13 protein-coding genes and 1 pseudogene are annotated in these 16207 nt (G+C 51.9%); 7 read left to right on the top strand and 7 right to left on the bottom strand.

The window, feature by feature from the left end; translation table 11 throughout:
- Positions 1-152: 152 nt before the first annotated feature.
- Positions 153-1088: an aromatic alcohol reductase gene (locus IAI47_RS21095; protein ID WP_008924808.1), complete on the bottom strand. Its 936-nt coding sequence runs from the start codon at positions 1086-1088 to the stop codon at positions 153-155.
- An 85-nt stretch (positions 1089-1173) separates the two neighbouring features.
- Between IAI47_RS21095 and IAI47_RS21100 the strand changes: the two genes are divergently transcribed.
- On the top strand, positions 1174-1575 hold the full coding sequence (locus IAI47_RS21100) for a helix-turn-helix domain-containing protein (protein WP_008924809.1): 402 nt from the start codon (positions 1174-1176) through the stop codon (positions 1573-1575).
- 442 nt (positions 1576-2017) lie between these two features.
- On the opposite strand, the gene IAI47_RS21105 is transcribed toward IAI47_RS21100, so the two are convergent.
- Positions 2018-2470: a GNAT family N-acetyltransferase gene (locus tag IAI47_RS21105; protein WP_033742876.1), complete on the bottom strand. Its 453-nt coding sequence runs from the start codon at positions 2468-2470 to the stop codon at positions 2018-2020.
- Between the two features lie 297 nt (positions 2471-2767).
- Between IAI47_RS21105 and IAI47_RS21110 the strand changes: the two are divergent.
- Positions 2768-4428 (top strand): annotated as a pseudogene (locus tag IAI47_RS21110) (methyl-accepting chemotaxis protein).
- A gap of 363 nt (positions 4429-4791) precedes the next feature.
- On the opposite strand, the gene arsC reads toward IAI47_RS21110, so the two are convergent.
- From arsC to IAI47_RS21125, 3 genes are all read right to left on the bottom strand, one after another.
- Positions 4792-5193 (bottom strand): arsenate reductase (glutaredoxin), encoded by a 402-nt coding sequence (gene arsC / locus IAI47_RS21115; RefSeq protein WP_008924813.1) that lies wholly within the window; start codon positions 5191-5193, stop codon positions 4792-4794.
- 48 nt (positions 5194-5241) lie between these two features.
- Positions 5242-6525 carry an arsenic transporter gene (locus tag IAI47_RS21120; protein ID WP_008924814.1) on the bottom strand — a complete coding sequence of 428 codons (1284 nt, stop codon included), beginning with the start codon at positions 6523-6525 and terminating at the stop codon, positions 5242-5244.
- An 86-nt stretch (positions 6526-6611) separates the two neighbouring features.
- Positions 6612-6965 (bottom strand): metalloregulator ArsR/SmtB family transcription factor, encoded by a 354-nt coding sequence (locus IAI47_RS21125; protein ID WP_008924815.1) that lies wholly within the window; start codon positions 6963-6965, stop codon positions 6612-6614.
- A 487-nt stretch (positions 6966-7452) separates the two neighbouring features.
- Between IAI47_RS21125 and IAI47_RS21130 the strand changes: the two genes are divergently transcribed.
- Positions 7453-8931, top strand: coding sequence for a SulP family inorganic anion transporter (locus IAI47_RS21130; RefSeq protein ID WP_187961291.1), 1479 nt, complete (start codon positions 7453-7455; stop codon positions 8929-8931).
- Positions 8932-8990: 59 nt separating this feature from the next.
- Here the strand turns inward: IAI47_RS21130 and IAI47_RS21135 are convergent, their stop codons facing one another.
- Positions 8991-9911 carry an AraC family transcriptional regulator gene (locus tag IAI47_RS21135; RefSeq protein ID WP_008924817.1) on the bottom strand — a complete coding sequence of 307 codons (921 nt, stop codon included), beginning with the start codon at positions 9909-9911 and terminating at the stop codon, positions 8991-8993.
- Between the two features lie 105 nt (positions 9912-10016).
- Here IAI47_RS21135 and IAI47_RS21140 point away from each other — a divergent pair, with 105 nt between their 5' ends.
- The 3 genes from IAI47_RS21140 to IAI47_RS21150 all read left to right on the top strand — a co-directional run bounded on the left by IAI47_RS21140 (position 10017) and on the right by IAI47_RS21150 (position 13805).
- Positions 10017-10850 (top strand): oxidoreductase, encoded by an 834-nt coding sequence (locus IAI47_RS21140; protein WP_008924818.1) that lies wholly within the window; start codon positions 10017-10019, stop codon positions 10848-10850.
- A gap of 488 nt (positions 10851-11338) precedes the next feature.
- Positions 11339-11698 (top strand): hypothetical protein, encoded by a 360-nt coding sequence (locus IAI47_RS21145; RefSeq protein WP_008924819.1) that lies wholly within the window; start codon positions 11339-11341, stop codon positions 11696-11698.
- A gap of 49 nt (positions 11699-11747) precedes the next feature.
- Entirely contained in the window at positions 11748-13805 is a 2058-nt protein-coding gene (locus IAI47_RS21150) for a pyrroloquinoline quinone-dependent dehydrogenase (RefSeq protein ID WP_255694450.1), read from the top strand.
- A gap of 757 nt (positions 13806-14562) precedes the next feature.
- Here the strand turns inward: IAI47_RS21150 and IAI47_RS21155 are convergent.
- Positions 14563-15257, bottom strand: a protein-coding gene (locus IAI47_RS21155; RefSeq protein ID WP_143756088.1) for an IS6 family transposase whose coding sequence is annotated in 2 segments (ribosomal slippage) — positions 14563-14684 and positions 14684-15257 — 696 coding nt in all. Because the reading frame shifts where the segments join, the coding sequence is not laid out codon by codon here.
- Here IAI47_RS21155 and IAI47_RS21160 point away from each other — a divergent pair.
- Positions 15243-16124 carry an NAD(P)-dependent oxidoreductase gene (locus IAI47_RS21160; protein WP_255527176.1) on the top strand — a complete coding sequence of 294 codons (882 nt, stop codon included), beginning with the start codon at positions 15243-15245 and terminating at the stop codon, positions 16122-16124. The genes IAI47_RS21155 and IAI47_RS21160 overlap by 15 nt on opposite strands.
- Positions 16125-16207 lie beyond the last annotated feature (83 nt).

Below are 16207 nucleotides of genomic sequence, written 5' to 3' on the forward strand. Positions count from 1 at the left end.
TCTGGCCTTTTTAGCATACGTGGGCCAATCGTCTTGTCAGCAAAACTGCCAGGAAATTTTTTTCGGTGAAATATAGAGCAATATATTAACGACATCGGTATCAGACTTTGGCATGCACCGCGTAATGTTGTGCTTTTGTCAGTACCGGACTGCTACATTCCATGCTGTTTTGCAAGCCACTGACGGGCCGTTGTAGTTGCAATCCCCTGACGTTGATTGTAAGTATCGCTCTTATTCCAGGCTACTCCGTCAGGCCGTGCGAAAGCAAGTCGGTAATTTGCCCCGACATCCTGCGGATTATGTTGCACATCATCCTGGAGCTTTTGCCTGTCCAGTAATTTTCTGTTTACTTCAGCACCCCAGTGGTCACGCATTAAATCAGCAAGTTCACTATAAGTAAGCGTATCACCTGCAATATAGATAATCTCGTTTTGGAAAGTGGGCTGATGGAAGAAAATGTCCGCTGTCAGTTGGCCGATATCTTCAGGTGTGGTCAGCGTTACGGCGTGCTGCCAGTCTCCCAGAGCACAGACAGTTTTACTTTTTGCGTCAATCACACCAAAATCATGCTCAAACAGATAGCTGGTAAAAATACCTGTAGATACAATGACCCATCCTGTCACATTCTGCTGGCGGAGAAGGTGGCGAACTTCAAGCTGTTCATCCCAGACTTGTTGCCCGCTGCCTTTACCCACAACGTCATAATCAACGCCAAACTGCCATGGAAAGTAGCGAGCTACAGCCGCTTTCAATACCGCCTGCGTAATTTTTATCTGCGTTCCCGGGCCGCCAACAAAACCACTGCAGTTGATGACGGCGTCGAAAGAAGCAAATAGCTCACTCAGTTCATCAATACTGTTTTCCTGCAGATCGCCCTCCACCACAGCGATCCCAAGCTTCATCAGTTCATCCAGCCGTGCCCTGCGTGAACCAGAAACTGCATGAGCGGCTTCGCGTCTGAGTAACACACTAATTTTTACATGAGTATGCGCCTGCGCTTTATTGCTCATCGCTCTCAGTACCTGAATACCAAGCTCTCCAGCACCCAGTATAAGAACAGTGTTTATAGGTTTTATGTCGAAATTCATTCTTGCTTCCTGTTGTATTAAAACGTCATCCTGACAGCTGACATAGCCTGGTTCAATTAGGCACACACATGATACCGGAGGTGATATGGAGTCTGAACGGGAAGCACTGTTGCAATTTTCAAAGGAGTTTTGTGAAGAATTAAGCAACGATGATGAGGGACTGAAACGTGAGATCCTGGCGCATGCAGGTAATCGCTGGTCGCTGGGCGTGCTGCATATTCTTGGTACCAGCGGACCTCTTCGCTATGGTGAGTTACGCCGCTACCTTACGGATGTCACTCAAAGAATGCTGACGCGAACATTACGCCATCTGGAGCGGGACGGGCTTATATCCCGCTGTGATTACGAGGAAAAATTGCCCCGGGTGGTTTATGCGATTACCCATATGGGAAAAGAAATGCTTATGCGGATGTTACCTTTATGGTCCTGGATTATCACCTCCTCCAGCTATTTTCGGGTAGCAAGAGAACAGTACGACGGTGATTGAATGTTCAGGTGACAAACTGGTTGGCAGAGAACAGAGGACCTTATGAATGTTGAAACTCTAATCAAAGCAGACGGTTTAACATACTCTCTTTCAGAAAAAATGCCGATTGGCTAATCGCTATGAATATTGTCTTCATTAACATGATGCAGGATGCAGGATACCTCACTGCACAATAAATCAGCATAATGGTATTGCAGCCTACATTCTTAGCCTACAGGTCCGCTCTTCGCTCAAAGCTGCCAGTCAGTTCATTTGATATCCTGAAGATTTTCCAGTCGCCGTTCTGCAAACCTGCTCAGAAACGCAGTGTGTCCAGGCGGCATGGATTTAATGTAATGTCTCTGATTTACGGTTTGATTACGCCAGGACTATACCCTGGCCGGCATTCCTGTAAAAAAGGTTCACTGGACAGAATATGTGGTCAATCCACAAGATGACTGTATTAACGCGCTGGGTCTCTGAGGCAGAGATGGTGGGTGACTTTTTCTATGCCAGTTAAAGCAACAAAGCCAGCTCGTTCATAAAAAATGAATGCCAATGGAGGAGCGTTTGTGTTGATAAAATCAAACCAGCGGTCAGAATCCTTAATTATCTCACTGAGCAGGGCACTGCCGATCTGCCTTTTTCTCCATCCTGAGTCTACATAGAGATGTCGCAGACGTCCGATGCCAGTTTCTGAGGTAAATGGATCGATGTTAAGTCCACAAACGCCAACCATTAATCCATCTATAGATGCCCCAATTAGTTTTTCTCCTGGTCTATCAAAGCGATTCTGTCCGCTAAGCCAGTTATCTTGCAGTCGGCGTAACATGTTAAATCCTTCAGCCATGCTCTGCGATCTTAACTCAGCAAATCCTGGGCTGTCCGGGGTAACGCTTGTGAATTGGATGTCCATAATTCTTCCTGTGATTTCAATTTGCATGGTCTGGACAGAATTATAATTGTGTCCAGTATGACAATTGCACCCTCTCATGGCTAATGCCATCAATGTTCGCTTTGTGCCAGAAGCAGACGTTACTCCCAACCTGTATTTCTGATCCTGACGACGACTATGCCAGTCAAGACACTGCAATTCAGTTACCTGAAACATCAGTTTTTTTCTAATTAAGTTCATCTTTATGCCGATAGATGTGCTGAATATTTTCAAATAGACAGCCCAGATCATTAACCACTTAAAATAGCAGGAATAAAGATGACAATTACACAGCGATTATTGCTCACCTTTTCACTTCTCTCTACCGCGCTGGTCGCGATGGTTATCGTGGCCGTCGATGTCGCTGGCGGATTTCAGTCCCGCTTTACGTATGTGCAGGAAAACACGGTTCCATCGATTCTGGATCTGAGCAAACTGATTGACGACAGTAATACGCTAATTATCTGGCTGTACCGCCACCAGAGTGCAACAGAACCCCGGCGCCAGGCTGAAGTTGAAAAAAAAATTGATGAAACTATCAGCAATATCAAATCCATGAATCAGTTTTACCTCAGCAACGACATTTCCAATGAGGAAGACCGGCAGTTAACTGAGGATGCATTCTCTACCATAAAAAAAATGACGCCTCACTTCCGGAGTTTCTTGCTGGCTCACGCGCACAGAATGACGCTGTTGCGCTAGGCGCGCTTCAAAGTAATGACGGCCTTGGCGAATGGGCACGCCAGTTGATTGCAGGTTACAAGAAACAGCTTCAGCTTAATGTGGACATCAGTAAAGCCCTGAGAAAAGAGAACGACCGGAGTTATCAGGTGACACTCTGGAGCCTGATGGGTGGCTCCGCGCTGGCTATCACTATTCTTGCATTCTTTGCGTTGAAAACTATTTTCGCCATCCGTAGTCAGCTGAATGGTATGCGGAAGACCATGGAAACAGCCAGCGAGAAGCTTGACCTTACCCTCAGGGTGGACGAGTCACGCCGGGATGAAATCGGCATGACCGCGAAGGCCTTCAATCAGCTCATCGGCAATGTCTCAGCCTCGCTTTCAAAAGTAGAAGCTTCTGCTCAGTCGGTCAGCTCAGCCTCGGCGCAGATATCTGCCGGTAACGAAGATCTCTCATCCCGTACTGAGGAGCAGGCTGCCTCACTGGAGCAAACGGCTGCCAGCATGTCTGAGTTGAGTGAGACCGTTCGTCAGACCGCAGAAAACACGCGTCTTGCCAGCCAGCTGGCAAAAAATGCGCATGAAATCTCAGAAGACAGTGCAGGTCGTGTGCACACTCTGCTGTCAACAATGAGCGATATCCGGGGAAGCTCATCGAAAATCACCGATATCATTTCACTGATCGAGGGGATTGCTTTTCAGACCAATATTCTGGCCCTCAACGCCGCTGTAGAAGCTGCCCGTGCTGGTGAGCAGGGTCGTGGCTTTGCCGTCGTGGCCGGTGAAGTCCGCAATCTTGCGCAGCGTTCATCGTCTTCAGCGCGTGAAATCAAGGCGCTTATCGAATCGTCTATGGGCTTTGTTCAGGCTGGCTCAGCACAGGCAGAAGGTGTGGGCGAAAATATTGCCAGAATGAACGATGCCGTTCGTCAGGTTACTCATCTGGTCGATGAAATATCCGTGGCGGCCAGTGAGCAGTCTCAGGGAATCGGACAGGTTCATCAAGCCGTGGATCAGATGGACGATGTAACACAGCAAAACGCCGCGCTGGTTGAAGAGGCTTCTGCAGCCTCACGTTCGCTGATGGAGCAGGCAGCGTCACTTAACCAGCTGGTCAATACTTTCACGCTCGCTTCATTGTCTGTCCCTGCGTCGCCATCACACAGCAATGTAAACCGCCCGGTACCGGCCGCACCCGTTTTGCGCACGGGTCCTGCCGTCGCGGCAGCAGGTGATCAGAACTGGCAAAGCTTTTGATGAGTCAGCGCTTTAATCTGTTTTATTATTAATTCGTCTTGCAGAATTTGCGTTTTCTTCCAGGCTGAAATGTGCCACTTCACTGCTGGAGCTGGCGTCTGCAATAGAATTTGAACGACTTAACTGTTCAACCCGCTGAAGATGGCGGGTTTTTTATCATTAGCTGAGAACCTTTCACAATCAAATTGAGAGTAACCAGCCGTTTTACGGTCAGGTTACCTTCGCGCTTTTATCCGCTGCGGATAACATCGCTCTCTGCGGCCCTGCCGTATCCGCCCTCTTGCATGCCCACAAGGTGTTCTCAGGTCTGCCGGAAGCGTAACCGAAGATGCCCACATTGACGTTATCAGACGCGTTGATGTTTCACTGATTACTCCCACCCTCTTCTTTGGTAAACGGTCCCTGCTGCGGGTCCGGCAGAATCTCCAGAACCACCTCCGACGGACGACAAAGTTTTGTGCCGAGCGGCGTCACCACCACCGGACGATTAATCAGGACAGGATGAGCCAGCATGGCATCGAGCAGTTCATCATCGCTGAACTTGTCCTCTGCCAGCCCCAGTTGCTCATACGGTTCCGTGTTTTTGCGCAGTAATTCGCGCACGCTTATTCCCATATCTGCAATCAGTTTTTGCAGCTCGTCGCGGGTCGGCGGCGTCTCCAGATACAGAATCACTAAAGGCTCTACACCACTGTTGCGGATAAACGCCAGGGTGTTACGAGACGTCCCACAGGCCGGGTTGTGATAAATAGTTATGTCAGTCATTAGCGATGTTCCTTTAAGACGGTGCGTGCACGCAGCGCCAGATTAAGGTTAAACAGAGAGACGCAGGGCCAGCGCGGCCAGCGTCACAAAAAGCACCGGCAGGGTCATGATAATGCCCACGCGAAAGTAATAGCCCCAGCTGACGCTGATGTTTTTCTGTGCCAGAACGTGCAGCCACAGCAGGGTTGCCAGGCTGCCAATCGGAGTGATTTTCGGGCCGAGGTCGCAGCCAATGATGTTGGCATATATCATCGCCTCCTTCACCACACCCTGAGCGGTGCTGCCGTCAATGGAGAGCGCTCCGACTAAGACCGTTGGCATGTTGTTCATCACTGATGACAAAAAGGCTGTGAGAAAACCGGTACCCATCGTCGCACCCCAGACGCCGTGCTCCGCAAACCGGTTCAGTGCAGCCGATAGGTAATCCGTGAGTCCGGCATTGCGCAGGCCATACACGACGAGGTACATGCCCAGCGAAAAGATGACTATCTGCCAGGGCGCACCTTTCAGCACTTTACCGGTATCAATAACCGCCCCTTTTCGGGCAACCAGCCAGAGGATAAATGCCGCCACCGCCGCAACCAGACTAACCGGCACGCCGAGTGGCTCCAGACCAAAAAAGCCGGCCAGCAGCAGGAGCAGAACCAGCCAGCCGGCTTTAAAGGTTCGCCTGTCACGAATAGCTTCCCGTGGAAGCTTCAGTCTGGTCAGGTCATAGGTGACCGGAATCTCTTTGCGGAAAAACAGATGCAGCATTCCCAGCGTGGCGGCAACAGAGGCGATATTCACCGGTACCATGACGGACGCATACTCACTAAAGCCCAGCTTAAAGAAATCCGCCGTCACGATGTTGACCAGGTTCGACACGATAAGCGGCAGGCTGGACGTGTCCGCGATAAAGCCGGCCGCTATGACAAACGCCAGCGTGGCAGCCGGGCTGAAACCCAGCGCAAGCAGCATAGCGATGACGATGGGCGTCAGGATAAGTGCAGCACCGTCATTGGCAAACAGCGCCGCCACCGCCGCGCCCAGCAAAATAATGCAGGTGAACAGCAGTCTGCCTCTGCCGCCTCCCCAGCGGGAAACATGCAGAGCCGCCCACTCAAAAAAGCCAGACTCATCTAACAGCAGGCTGATGATGATGACCGCAATAAACGTGGCCGTGGCATTCCAGACAATCTGCCAGACAACCGGAATATCATCGATATGCACCACGCCGGTGAGCAGTGCCAGCGCAGCACCAATAACGGCGCTCCAGCCAATACTGAGCCCTTTCGGCTGCCAGATAACCAGTACCAGTGTCAGGATAAAAACTGCACCCGCCAGAAACATACACTCTCCTTTAATACTGCGCCTGTCATAACGGGCACAGCAATTCAAAATACATATGAAAAAACATATGTGTATGTATAAAATTTTTAAATGCAGACAGATTTGCCGTTAGTGGTCACGTTGTCCCGTTCAGCCTGCTTGCTGAGATCCAAAATGTCATCCCGCTGACAAAGATAAGCCTGTTCAATCACCGCTGCCGCCCAGGCGGGCATGTGAGGTGACAACCGGTAATGAATCCATTTGCCCTCTCGCCTGTCAATCAGCAGGCCTGTATCTCTGAGTAAAGCGAGATGCCGCGATATCTTGGGCTGGCTTTCTTTCAGTATAAGCGTCAGCTCGCACACACAGAGTTCGCCTTTTTCGCGCAAAAGCAGGACAAGGTTTAAACGCGTTTCGTCCGACAGCCCTTTGAAGAGCTGAAGAGGAGAAAGCTGGGGCATGATAGAGCTCCCGATAACAGGGGTAAAAAAACAGTGTGACTTTCTATCTCTGTGCCGTCAACACACATGCATCATTCCACATATATATTGTTCAGCTGGTTTCACATATTACTGTGCTATGCCCCGGATGGCGCGTACCTGCATGCCCGTTTCTGCGGCTGTCACCGACACCCTTCTGCGCGCTCAAATGTTGACCTCACATCCCTTTCGTTTATAGTTGATTGCCTGTCCGGATAAGAACGGACATCACCGTCAGCGCAGCCTCCACCGTCTCTGCTGGCTAAATTCAGTCCTGTAGGCACCTTTTTGCCTTAAAGGAGAACTCAAAAATCATGCGTCTTACGCCACCCTGAGTCTTCACCCTCCCCTGTCGCACTGAGTAATCTCAGTCGCACACTCGAAAACATCCTGTCTGCGGATGTGCTTTTTTGTACCTGAAACTTTTTGCCCTCCCGGGCTGACTGTATTCAAAATCTGAGAAATTAAAATGCTGCTGTCCTCGACGCGTAAGGACTGGCTGGGCAACGTCCGTGGTGACGTCCTTGCTGGTATTGTTGTCGCGCTCGCACTCATTCCAGAAGCGATCGCCTTTTCTATTATCGCTGGCGTAGATCCGCAGGTTGGACTCTACTCCGCATTCTGTATCCCCATCGTCATGGCTTTCTTTGGCGGCCGTCCGGCGATGATCTCTTCTTCAACCGGCGCAATGGCGCTGCTGATGGTCACGCTGGTTAAGGACCACGGGCTGCAGTATCTGCTTGCTGCCTCGGTAATGACCGGCATATTGCAGCTGCTCGCCGGCTACCTGAAACTCGGCAGCCTGATGCGCTTCGTATCCCGTTCGGTCGTGACCGGCTTCGTCAATGCGCTGGCAATACTGATCTTTATGGCACAACTGCCAGAGCTCACAAACGTCACCTGGCACGTCTATGCGCTCACCGCCGCAGGCCTGGCAATCATCTACCTCTTTCCCTACCTCAATAAAACCCTTCCCTCCCCGCTGGTCTGCATCGTGGTGCTGACCGCCATCTCCATGTGGCTGCATTTAGATGTGCGCACCGTAGGCGACATGGGCAAGCTACCGGATAGCCTGCCGGTGTTCCTTATCCCGGACATTCCTCTGAACATGGATACGTTGCTGATAATCCTGCCTTACTCCGCCGGCCTTGCCGTTGTAGGGCTGCTGGAATCCATGATGACCGCCACTATTGTGGACGATATGACCGACACCCCGAGCGATAAAAACCGCGAGTGCAAGGCGCAGGGTATTGCCAACGTCTGTACGGCATTTATTGGCGGCATGGCGGGCTGCGCCATGATTGGTCAGTCAGTGATTAACGTGAAGTCGGGTGGACGGGGGCGGCTTTCCACTCTCACGGCCGGCGTGGTGCTACTGTTGATGGTGATCTTCCTGCGCGATTGGGTGTCTCAGATACCCATGGCGGCGCTGGTTGCGGTGATGATTATGGTTTCCATCGGCACCTTCTCATGGCGATCAATTACGAACCTGCGGACCCATCCGGTTTCAACCAGCATCGTAATGCTGGCGACCGTTGTCGTGGTGGTGGCAACCCACAATCTTGCGTTTGGTGTGCTGACCGGCGTGCTGATTGCGTCACTGAACTTTGCCACAAAAGTGGCCCATTTTATGACAGTCAGGTCGTCAATGGAGGGTGATACCCGAACCTACACAGTGACAGGCCAGGTCTTTTTTGCCTCAGCAGATCGTTTTACCCGCCACTTTGATTTTCAGGAAACTCAGGAAAGAGTGGTGATTGACGTAACGTTCGCGCATTTCTGGGACATTACGTCGATCAACGCGCTGGACCGCATCGTGATTAAATTCCGCCGCGAGGGTGCCAAAGTGGAAATCCGGGGCATGAACGACGCAACCCGCACGCTCATTGACCGTTTTGGTGTGCATGACAAACCTGAAGAGGTTGAACGGATAATGGGTGGCCATTAATCCACATGAGATCACTGGCGTGCCAATCCGCACGCCCTATTCCGCGAAACTGAGAAAGCTTAATGCGATGAAATGAATACCGACGCTGGCTGCGGAGGCGGGACAACAAAATGACGCTGCATACGTTTTATCTCCTCTGCTGGCGGCAAGCCAAACAGGCGTTTGAACTCGCGATTAAATTGCGACGGGCTTTCATAACCAACGGCATAACTCGCGGCGGCCGCGGTGATCTGCTGGCGTACCATCAGCATGCGCGCCTGATGCAGGCGTATCGATTTCACATACTGCATCGGCGGCATCCGGGTTATCGCTTTAAAATGATGATGGAACGTCGGTACGCTCATTCCCGTCTCCATCGCCAGTTGTGTCAGCGTTAACGGCTCAGCGTAAGTGGCATGGATGCGCTGTAACGCTTTGCCGATTTTGCCAAACTGGCCCTGTAAGGCCAGCGCGGCACGCATTGCATTGCCCTGTGCGCCTGTCAGCACGCGAAAATAGAGTTCACGAAGGCGTGCAGGACCCAGGATCTCCGCCTCAAGCTGATCATTCAGGACTTCGAGCAAGCGCAGCACAGCCGTTTTTACCCTGTCATCCATCATGCTCGACATCATGCTTTGCGGCACTGCCGAGGGATGCGGGGTGCCATGCTTCTCAATCTGCAGCATCAGTTCAGCGGCAAGCTGAAAGTCCAGATGCAGATACATCGCCAGTAACGGATGTTCTGCCGACGCGTCGGTTTCCATCACAAAGGGTACGGGCACTGAAACCGCCAGATAGTGCTGCTCATCATATAGATAAGTCTGCTGACCGAAATAACCGCATTTACTGCCCTGGCAGACGATCACAATGCCCGGATCGTAAAGGACAGGCGTTCTCCTAAGCGGTCGGTCGGAGCGCAAAATGCGCACATCGGGTAAGGCAGTGAGGTTGTATCCCTCCTGCACCGCAAGTGTTTTCACCAGAGAAATGATTCCTGACATCCCGCCACCTCATAAAATCAGGCAAGAAAAAGAGAAGATACGGCCTAAGAATGCGGCGATACTGAGAATACCATGCAACCTTCACACTGTATGGGAGTTCTTTTTATGACATCTGCAAAAACCATTTTAATCACCGGCGTCAGCAGTGGCTTTGGTCTCGCGCTGGCACGGGAAGCACTTGCCGCAGGCCATCGCGTCATCGGTACTGTGCGCAACCGCGAAGCCCGACAGGCTTTTGAGGCGCTCGATGCACAGCGCGCCTTTGGACGACTGCTTGATGTCACGGACGTTGAGCGTATTGATAAAGTAGTCAATGAGATTGAGTCCGACGTCGGGCCCATTGAGGTCCTGGTAAATAATGCCGGTTATGGCCATGAGGGCATTCTGGAAGAATCACCGCTCGCTGAGATGCGACGGCAGTTTGACGTGAATGTGTTTGGCGCAGTCGCGATGATCAAAGCTGTCCTGCCGGGAATGCGCCATCGGCGCCGTGGACACATCATTAATATCACCTCAATGGGCAGTTTCATTACCCTGCCCGGCATAAGCTATTACTGTGGCAGCAAATTTGCACTGGCAGGAATATCGGAGACATTAAGCAAAGAGCTGGCACCCTTTAATATACATGTGACTGCCGTGGCGCCCGGCTCGTTTCGCACGGATTGGGCCGGGCGTTCAATGGTGCGCAGCGACCGCAGTATCCCGGACTATGACGCTTTATTCGACCCCATTCGTCAGGCACGTCAGGAAAAAAGTGGTAAGCAACCCGGTGATCCCGTCAAGGCTGCTCACGCCATCCTGACATTGATTAACAGTCAGAATCCACCCAGGCATTTGTTATTAGGCAGTGATGCATTAACGTTAGTACGGCAGGATCTCGCTGCATTAGGTCGGGAAATAGATCAATGGGAAAACCTCACCCGCTCAACGGATGGGTAAACCGTTACTGATACAAAGCGTTCCCTGAATAATGATGGCCGCTCGCACCAGCGGCCATTTCACTGCGGCGCTTTACTGATCTTTATGCTGCCCTTTATTTAAGATGTCATGCGCCTGCACGTCCTGTATTTGGGCACAGCGATGTCTTAATTATCCGTTGCATAACATCATTTCTCCTGTCGAAATAAAACACTGCTGGCTGCATTAACTGATTACGACTGTGGTGATGAGCATAGTTTTCATATACGCCTTCTCAAGACGCGCAATTCCGCGTCGATACCCGTACTCTCTGACCGCTTTGGGCTGAAAGACAGAAGAACGGGGAAAACAGTTGGGCGCTCACCTTCCGACAGGAGGTTTAGTGACCAATAATCGTTGTGTGGATTGCGTGAATAGTTCCCTTTACCGGGTTCAGGAAAAATAATCCGCAAAATTACGTCAGTGCGCCATATTTAATGACTGATCGAATTCAAAAAGGATTTACCGGTATGATGCACTCTCAACCTTCCCGCCTGGGCGGCTTACTCATGCTACTCGCCGCCGTGATTGGCTTCGCGGTCGCTTTGTATGCGTGGCTCACACCACTGACCGGCGTGACTGGCACCATCGGAGCGCTGGGTGTGGCTATTGCCAGCGTAGTACTGGCGTTGCTGACGTTTCTTTTGCGTGGCGCATCCAGGCGTGGTGCGCGCATTACGTTAATGGTGCTGACTTTACTCCTGTTGATCGGTATCGGTTTTGCTGCTGCGCTGCTGCATCAGTACATCATTACCGCAGCGATGGTGATCGGCCTGATTGGCCTGATTACACTTAACAATCACTCCGCCCGCCATCGCGTCAACGCCTGAGGAACCCCCTGTGCAAAACAATCACTATTCTCCACTCATGAAAGTCAGTATGACGGCACTGGCGCTGCTGCTTGCGCCGCTCACTCTCCATGCGCAGGATAAAGCCGCAGAAGCCTCAATGGGCGCGCGCGAAAAAGTCGATGCTGAGGCGGCCAATCAACAGTCGCCAGGCACGACAAAAACGACTGATGAAGCATCAAGCGGTACGCATAGTGCAGAAAATGTCGTCTCTGCGGATAATCCCGCCACCCCATTGGTTCCCGCCTCTGCCACCTGGGATAGCTTTCATGGTCAGCTGAATGCGCAGAAATACAGTCCTCTTAAACAGATTACCGCTGACAACGTCAGCAAACTGAAGAAAGTCTGGGAGTTTCATACCGGCGATGTCTCCGATGGTAAAGGCGATACACCCGCTACCGTCTGGTCAGCAACACCCATTTTTGCCAATCAGACACTCTATATCGGTACACCGTTTGATCGCCTGATCGCGCTTGACCCAGGCACAGGTAAAGAGAAGTGGCACTATGACACTAAATCATCCCGTAAAGCGCTGACTCAGCCGGTTCTGAAAAACCGTGGCGTCTCCTACTGGCAGGCTAAAAATCCGGTTGCCGGCCAGGCCTGTCAGAAGATCGTCTACATGGGAACCGTGGATGGCAAACTTTTTGCGCTGGATGCGGATTCCGGTAAGCCGTGCAGCGATTTTGCGGAAAATGGCATATTAGATCTTAATCAGTGGAACACTGTGAATGCCAAATACCCGCTGTCGGTGCTACAGCCACCCACGGTTGTCGGTAACCATCTTCTGATTGGCTGGGCAGGTAAAGACTGGGCCTATGCTGAAGCCCCTCCAGGCACCGTTTTTGCCGTCAACGCGCAGACCGGCAAACGTGAATGGACATTTGAAGCCATTCCGGCGGAGGTTCGCAAACGCACCGGTACGGCTAACGTCTGGACCCATATGTCTGCCGATGAAGCGCACGGTCTGGTCTATCTGCCTGTCTCGTCGCCGTCTCCTAACTACTGGGGCGGTAACCGCACCGCGCCTATTCCACTAGGTACTTCGACCACGGCACTGGATATTAATACCGGTAAAGTTGTCTGGTCCCGCCAGTGGGTACATCACGATGTGTGGGATTACGACATCAACTCTGCGCCAACGCTGATGGATATCACCGTCAACGGTAAACAGATCCCGGCACTGATTCAGGCCACCAAGCAGGGCTTTTTGTTTGTGGTTAACCGTCTGACCGGCGAGGATGTCTGGCCGATTGAAGAGCGACCGGTGCCTCAGGGTGATGGATCCGTAGAGGGTGAAGTGCTCTCGCCAACCCAGCCATTCCCAACCAAACCTGCGCCGCTGCTCGATCAGTCGAAAAAACCAGCGATCTGGAAACTGGCGGATGTGGTGGGTGCCGGTCAGTGTTCACGACTGTGGGATAAGCTGACCTATGAGGGTATGTATACGCCGCCAACGACCAAAGGCGAAGGTGCACTGACCTACCCGGACAGTGCCGGTGGCGTACAGTGGGGCGGCGTGGCGTTCGATCCACAAAAACAGATTGCTATCGTTAACACCTCTCACATTGTGCAGTATGTGAAACTTTACAGCCGCAAAGATTATGAAAAAGCGGATAACGGTTCCGGCAATGAAAGCGGTTTTGCCCCTCAGGAAGGCGCGCCCTACGGCCTGCGCCTGATGGTTGCAAACAACTGGCTGGGTATGCCGTGCTGGCAGCCGCCATTTGGTGAAATCGTCGCAATTGATATGCACACCGGTGACGTGAAATGGCGTCGTCCTGTTGGCGCATCACAGCAGTATGGCTTCTTTATGCCAGAAAGCTGGGGCTCCCCGACGATTGGCGGCCCGGCTGTAACGGCAGGTGGCGTCATTTTCATCGGTGCTTCAATGGATGCAAAAGTTCGCGCCTACTCTGTTGAGAGCGGCGAAGAATTATGGTCCGATCAGGCAGAAGCCCCTGCGGTAGCTAACCCATCGGTCTACGAGTACAAAGGCCGTCAGTATGTGGCGTTTGTCGCGGGTGGTAATACCATCCTGAAAGATCAGGTGGGTGATCAGGTGGTGGTTTACGCCCTGCCTGAATAACAGACGCCGAAGAAACGCTAAGTAGCATGGGGCCTCAGGGCCCCATTTTTTTTCGTCCAGGCATCACGTGCCTGTTAAAACCAGACCATTTAACTGCGTTTTGGCCGTAATCCTGTGAAATTTTTACAAGCCTTGTTGACTGATGAGGTGCAGTTCATTTGACCGATTAAAGCACCCCGTTAGCTTTGTTACTGCGCCAGCTTAACCAACCCCGCTTTAGCATGCTTTTTAACCAGCTCTGTAATGGACGATGACGCAATGTTGTCGATCAGGGCTCTGAAATGCACCATTACTCCGGGCCTCGCGGCGCAATTCCTTCCATAAGTGTGTGATGCCTGTCAGTAAGGTTGATATCAGTGATGGCGCATCTGCTGCTCACTTAATGCGAACTGCGTCTGTTGCCCTGTCTGCTTGATCGATGACTGCTGAAATAGTGGCCACTCTTCTGTCGTTCCGGACTGAAGAAGCGATCAGATTCCCATGCATAGGCTGTGCACCACTTAAGTGAAAACAGAGAGTCTATCTGCTGGCCGCTGCAACGCAGCCAGCTGAGCCTGCTAGTTACCGTTGGGATACGCGGGCCGGGCTCGCGGAGCGATCCGAGCCGGATAAGCCGGGTACACAGTGCTGCCCCGATAGTCAGGCAGGCGACCATTATGAGAAGCGAAATGAGAAAGGCATGGGTAATGGCTGCGCCGCTGTGACGGCTCTGTCGCATTAGCGTAGACAAGTCAGCAAAAGTGGCATTGCCGATTTATTAAACAGCCAACAGATAAAATTGCTCTGCCGGTGACAATTCACTGTTGGCTGAATGATGAAATTGACCCTTGCGTATCATGTGCATTAACTCAATGCCAGCCAGTATCGTCTGCGCTCGCCAAATGATTTGAATCCCAGCATGGGCCGTATCCGGCGCTTGATATTTCGGTGATCCTGTTCCACCAGGTTGTTCAGGTGCTTACTCTGTCTGACCCTGATGCTTCCATCTGCTGATTTACCGGCGTTGAGTATGGTCAACGCTGCCGTATTGGCGCCACTTTTATCAATGGTCACAACCTCCGGTTCACCGTGGTGGCGCATGGCCTTGCGGAAAAAACGTAGTGCTGCCGCTGCATCCCGTTTAGCCGTCAGCAGAAAGTCGATGGTCTGACCATCAGTGTCAACTGCCCGGTACAGGTATTTCCACTCACCTTTAACTTTTATGGAGGTTTCATCCATCCACCATCGACAACCCACTGTGCGTTTACATCTGCGAAACGCCCTGTCCAGCCGGGGTACCATGCGGATGACCCAGCGGTGAAGTGTGGAGTGATCAACAATAATACCCCGCTCAGCCATCATCTCTTCGAGGTTGCGCAGGCTGAGTGAGTACGCCAGATACCAGCTGACACACTGCGCGATAATATCAACGGGATAATGGAGGCGTCGGAAAGATTTTTGGATCAAGGACATATTCGGCAACATCACAAAAAAAACAGCATGTTACCTGACGGCTCCTTAATGCGACAGAGCCCCATCTTTACCTTTTCCCTGCCTGAAGGAACAGCACCGCGGTTGCCGCAGCTCAGACTGGTGGCGTCGGTGGGGGCCGGGGCTGACGGAATACTTCAGGCACGCGATCTCCCTCCGGAGGTAAAAGTGACCCGCGCCTGTGACATCGGGCTGGGATACAGTATGTCTCAGTATGTCGTAATGCAGATTTTGCGTCACTTTCGCGATCTGCGAACGCTTGAGCGGCAGCACGCTTCTGCGAAGTGGTCGCGCTTACCTGTTGCCAGCGCCAGTCAGTCAACCGTGGGGATCATGGGGCTTGGTCAGACAGGCGTGGTGGTCGCTCAAGCCGTCGCTGCGCTCGGATTCCGGGTAATCGGCTGGACCCGCACTGCATCACGTAATGTCAGTGTTGAGCGGTTTGTCGGACAGCAGAACCTGGTCGCCTTTCTGGAAGAGTGTGACTTTCTGGTATGTCTGCTTCCGCTGACTGACGAGACGCGTCATCTTTTGAACAGACATATGCTTTCCAGGCTGCATAAGGGTTGTTATGTCATCAACGTGGCCCGCGGGGGAATTCTGGTAGAGCAGGATCTGCTTGAGCTCGTTGAGAACGGACACATCAGCGGCGCTGCACTGGATGTTTTCGCCGCGGAACCGTTAGGCCCCGATATTCCATTCTGGGGCCACATGAAAATTCTGGTGACACCTCATATTGCCGCGCAACCATCAACAGAGCCGGTTGTGGACCAGTTCATTGATAACTTGCAATGGATGAGGAACGGCACTCCTCTTGTCAATGAAGTGGACCGGACGCTGGGATATTAATCATTGTTCAGACCGTCTGCTTGTTATGACATTCCTGCTCTTTTGCGGCTGTGATGTGTTTTTATCGGATGAAGGTCCGCTTT

The sequence above is a fragment of the Pantoea sp. MT58 genome (assembly GCF_014495885.1).
Classification (GTDB): domain Bacteria; phylum Pseudomonadota; class Gammaproteobacteria; order Enterobacterales; family Enterobacteriaceae; genus Pantoea; species Pantoea eucalypti.

Bases quoted from the DNA above. Each gene is read 5' to 3' on its own strand.
- IAI47_RS21145 (WP_008924819.1), top strand. From the start codon at position 11,339: ATGATGCACTCTCAACCTTCCCGCCTGGGCGGCTTACTCATGCTACTC.
- IAI47_RS21140 (WP_008924818.1), top strand. From the start codon at position 10,017: ATGACATCTGCAAAAACCATTTTAATCACCGGCGTCAGCAGTGGCTTT.
- arsC (WP_008924813.1), bottom strand. From the start codon at position 5,193: ATGACTGACATAACTATTTATCACAACCCGGCCTGTGGGACGTCTCGT.
- IAI47_RS21100 (WP_008924809.1), top strand. From the start codon at position 1,174: ATGGAGTCTGAACGGGAAGCACTGTTGCAATTTTCAAAGGAGTTTTGT.
- IAI47_RS21135 (WP_008924817.1), bottom strand. From the start codon at position 9,911: ATGTCAGGAATCATTTCTCTGGTGAAAACACTTGCGGTGCAGGAGGGA.
- IAI47_RS21130 (WP_187961291.1), top strand. From the start codon at position 7,453: ATGCTGCTGTCCTCGACGCGTAAGGACTGGCTGGGCAACGTCCGTGGT.
- IAI47_RS21125 (WP_008924815.1), bottom strand. From the start codon at position 6,965: ATGCCCCAGCTTTCTCCTCTTCAGCTCTTCAAAGGGCTGTCGGACGAA.
- IAI47_RS21105 (WP_033742876.1), bottom strand. From the start codon at position 2,470: ATGGACATCCAATTCACAAGCGTTACCCCGGACAGCCCAGGATTTGCT.
- IAI47_RS21095 (WP_008924808.1), bottom strand. From the start codon at position 1,088: ATGAATTTCGACATAAAACCTATAAACACTGTTCTTATACTGGGTGCT.
- IAI47_RS21120 (WP_008924814.1), bottom strand. From the start codon at position 6,525: ATGTTTCTGGCGGGTGCAGTTTTTATCCTGACACTGGTACTGGTTATC.
- IAI47_RS21150 (WP_255694450.1), top strand. From the start codon at position 11,748: ATGACGGCACTGGCGCTGCTGCTTGCGCCGCTCACTCTCCATGCGCAG.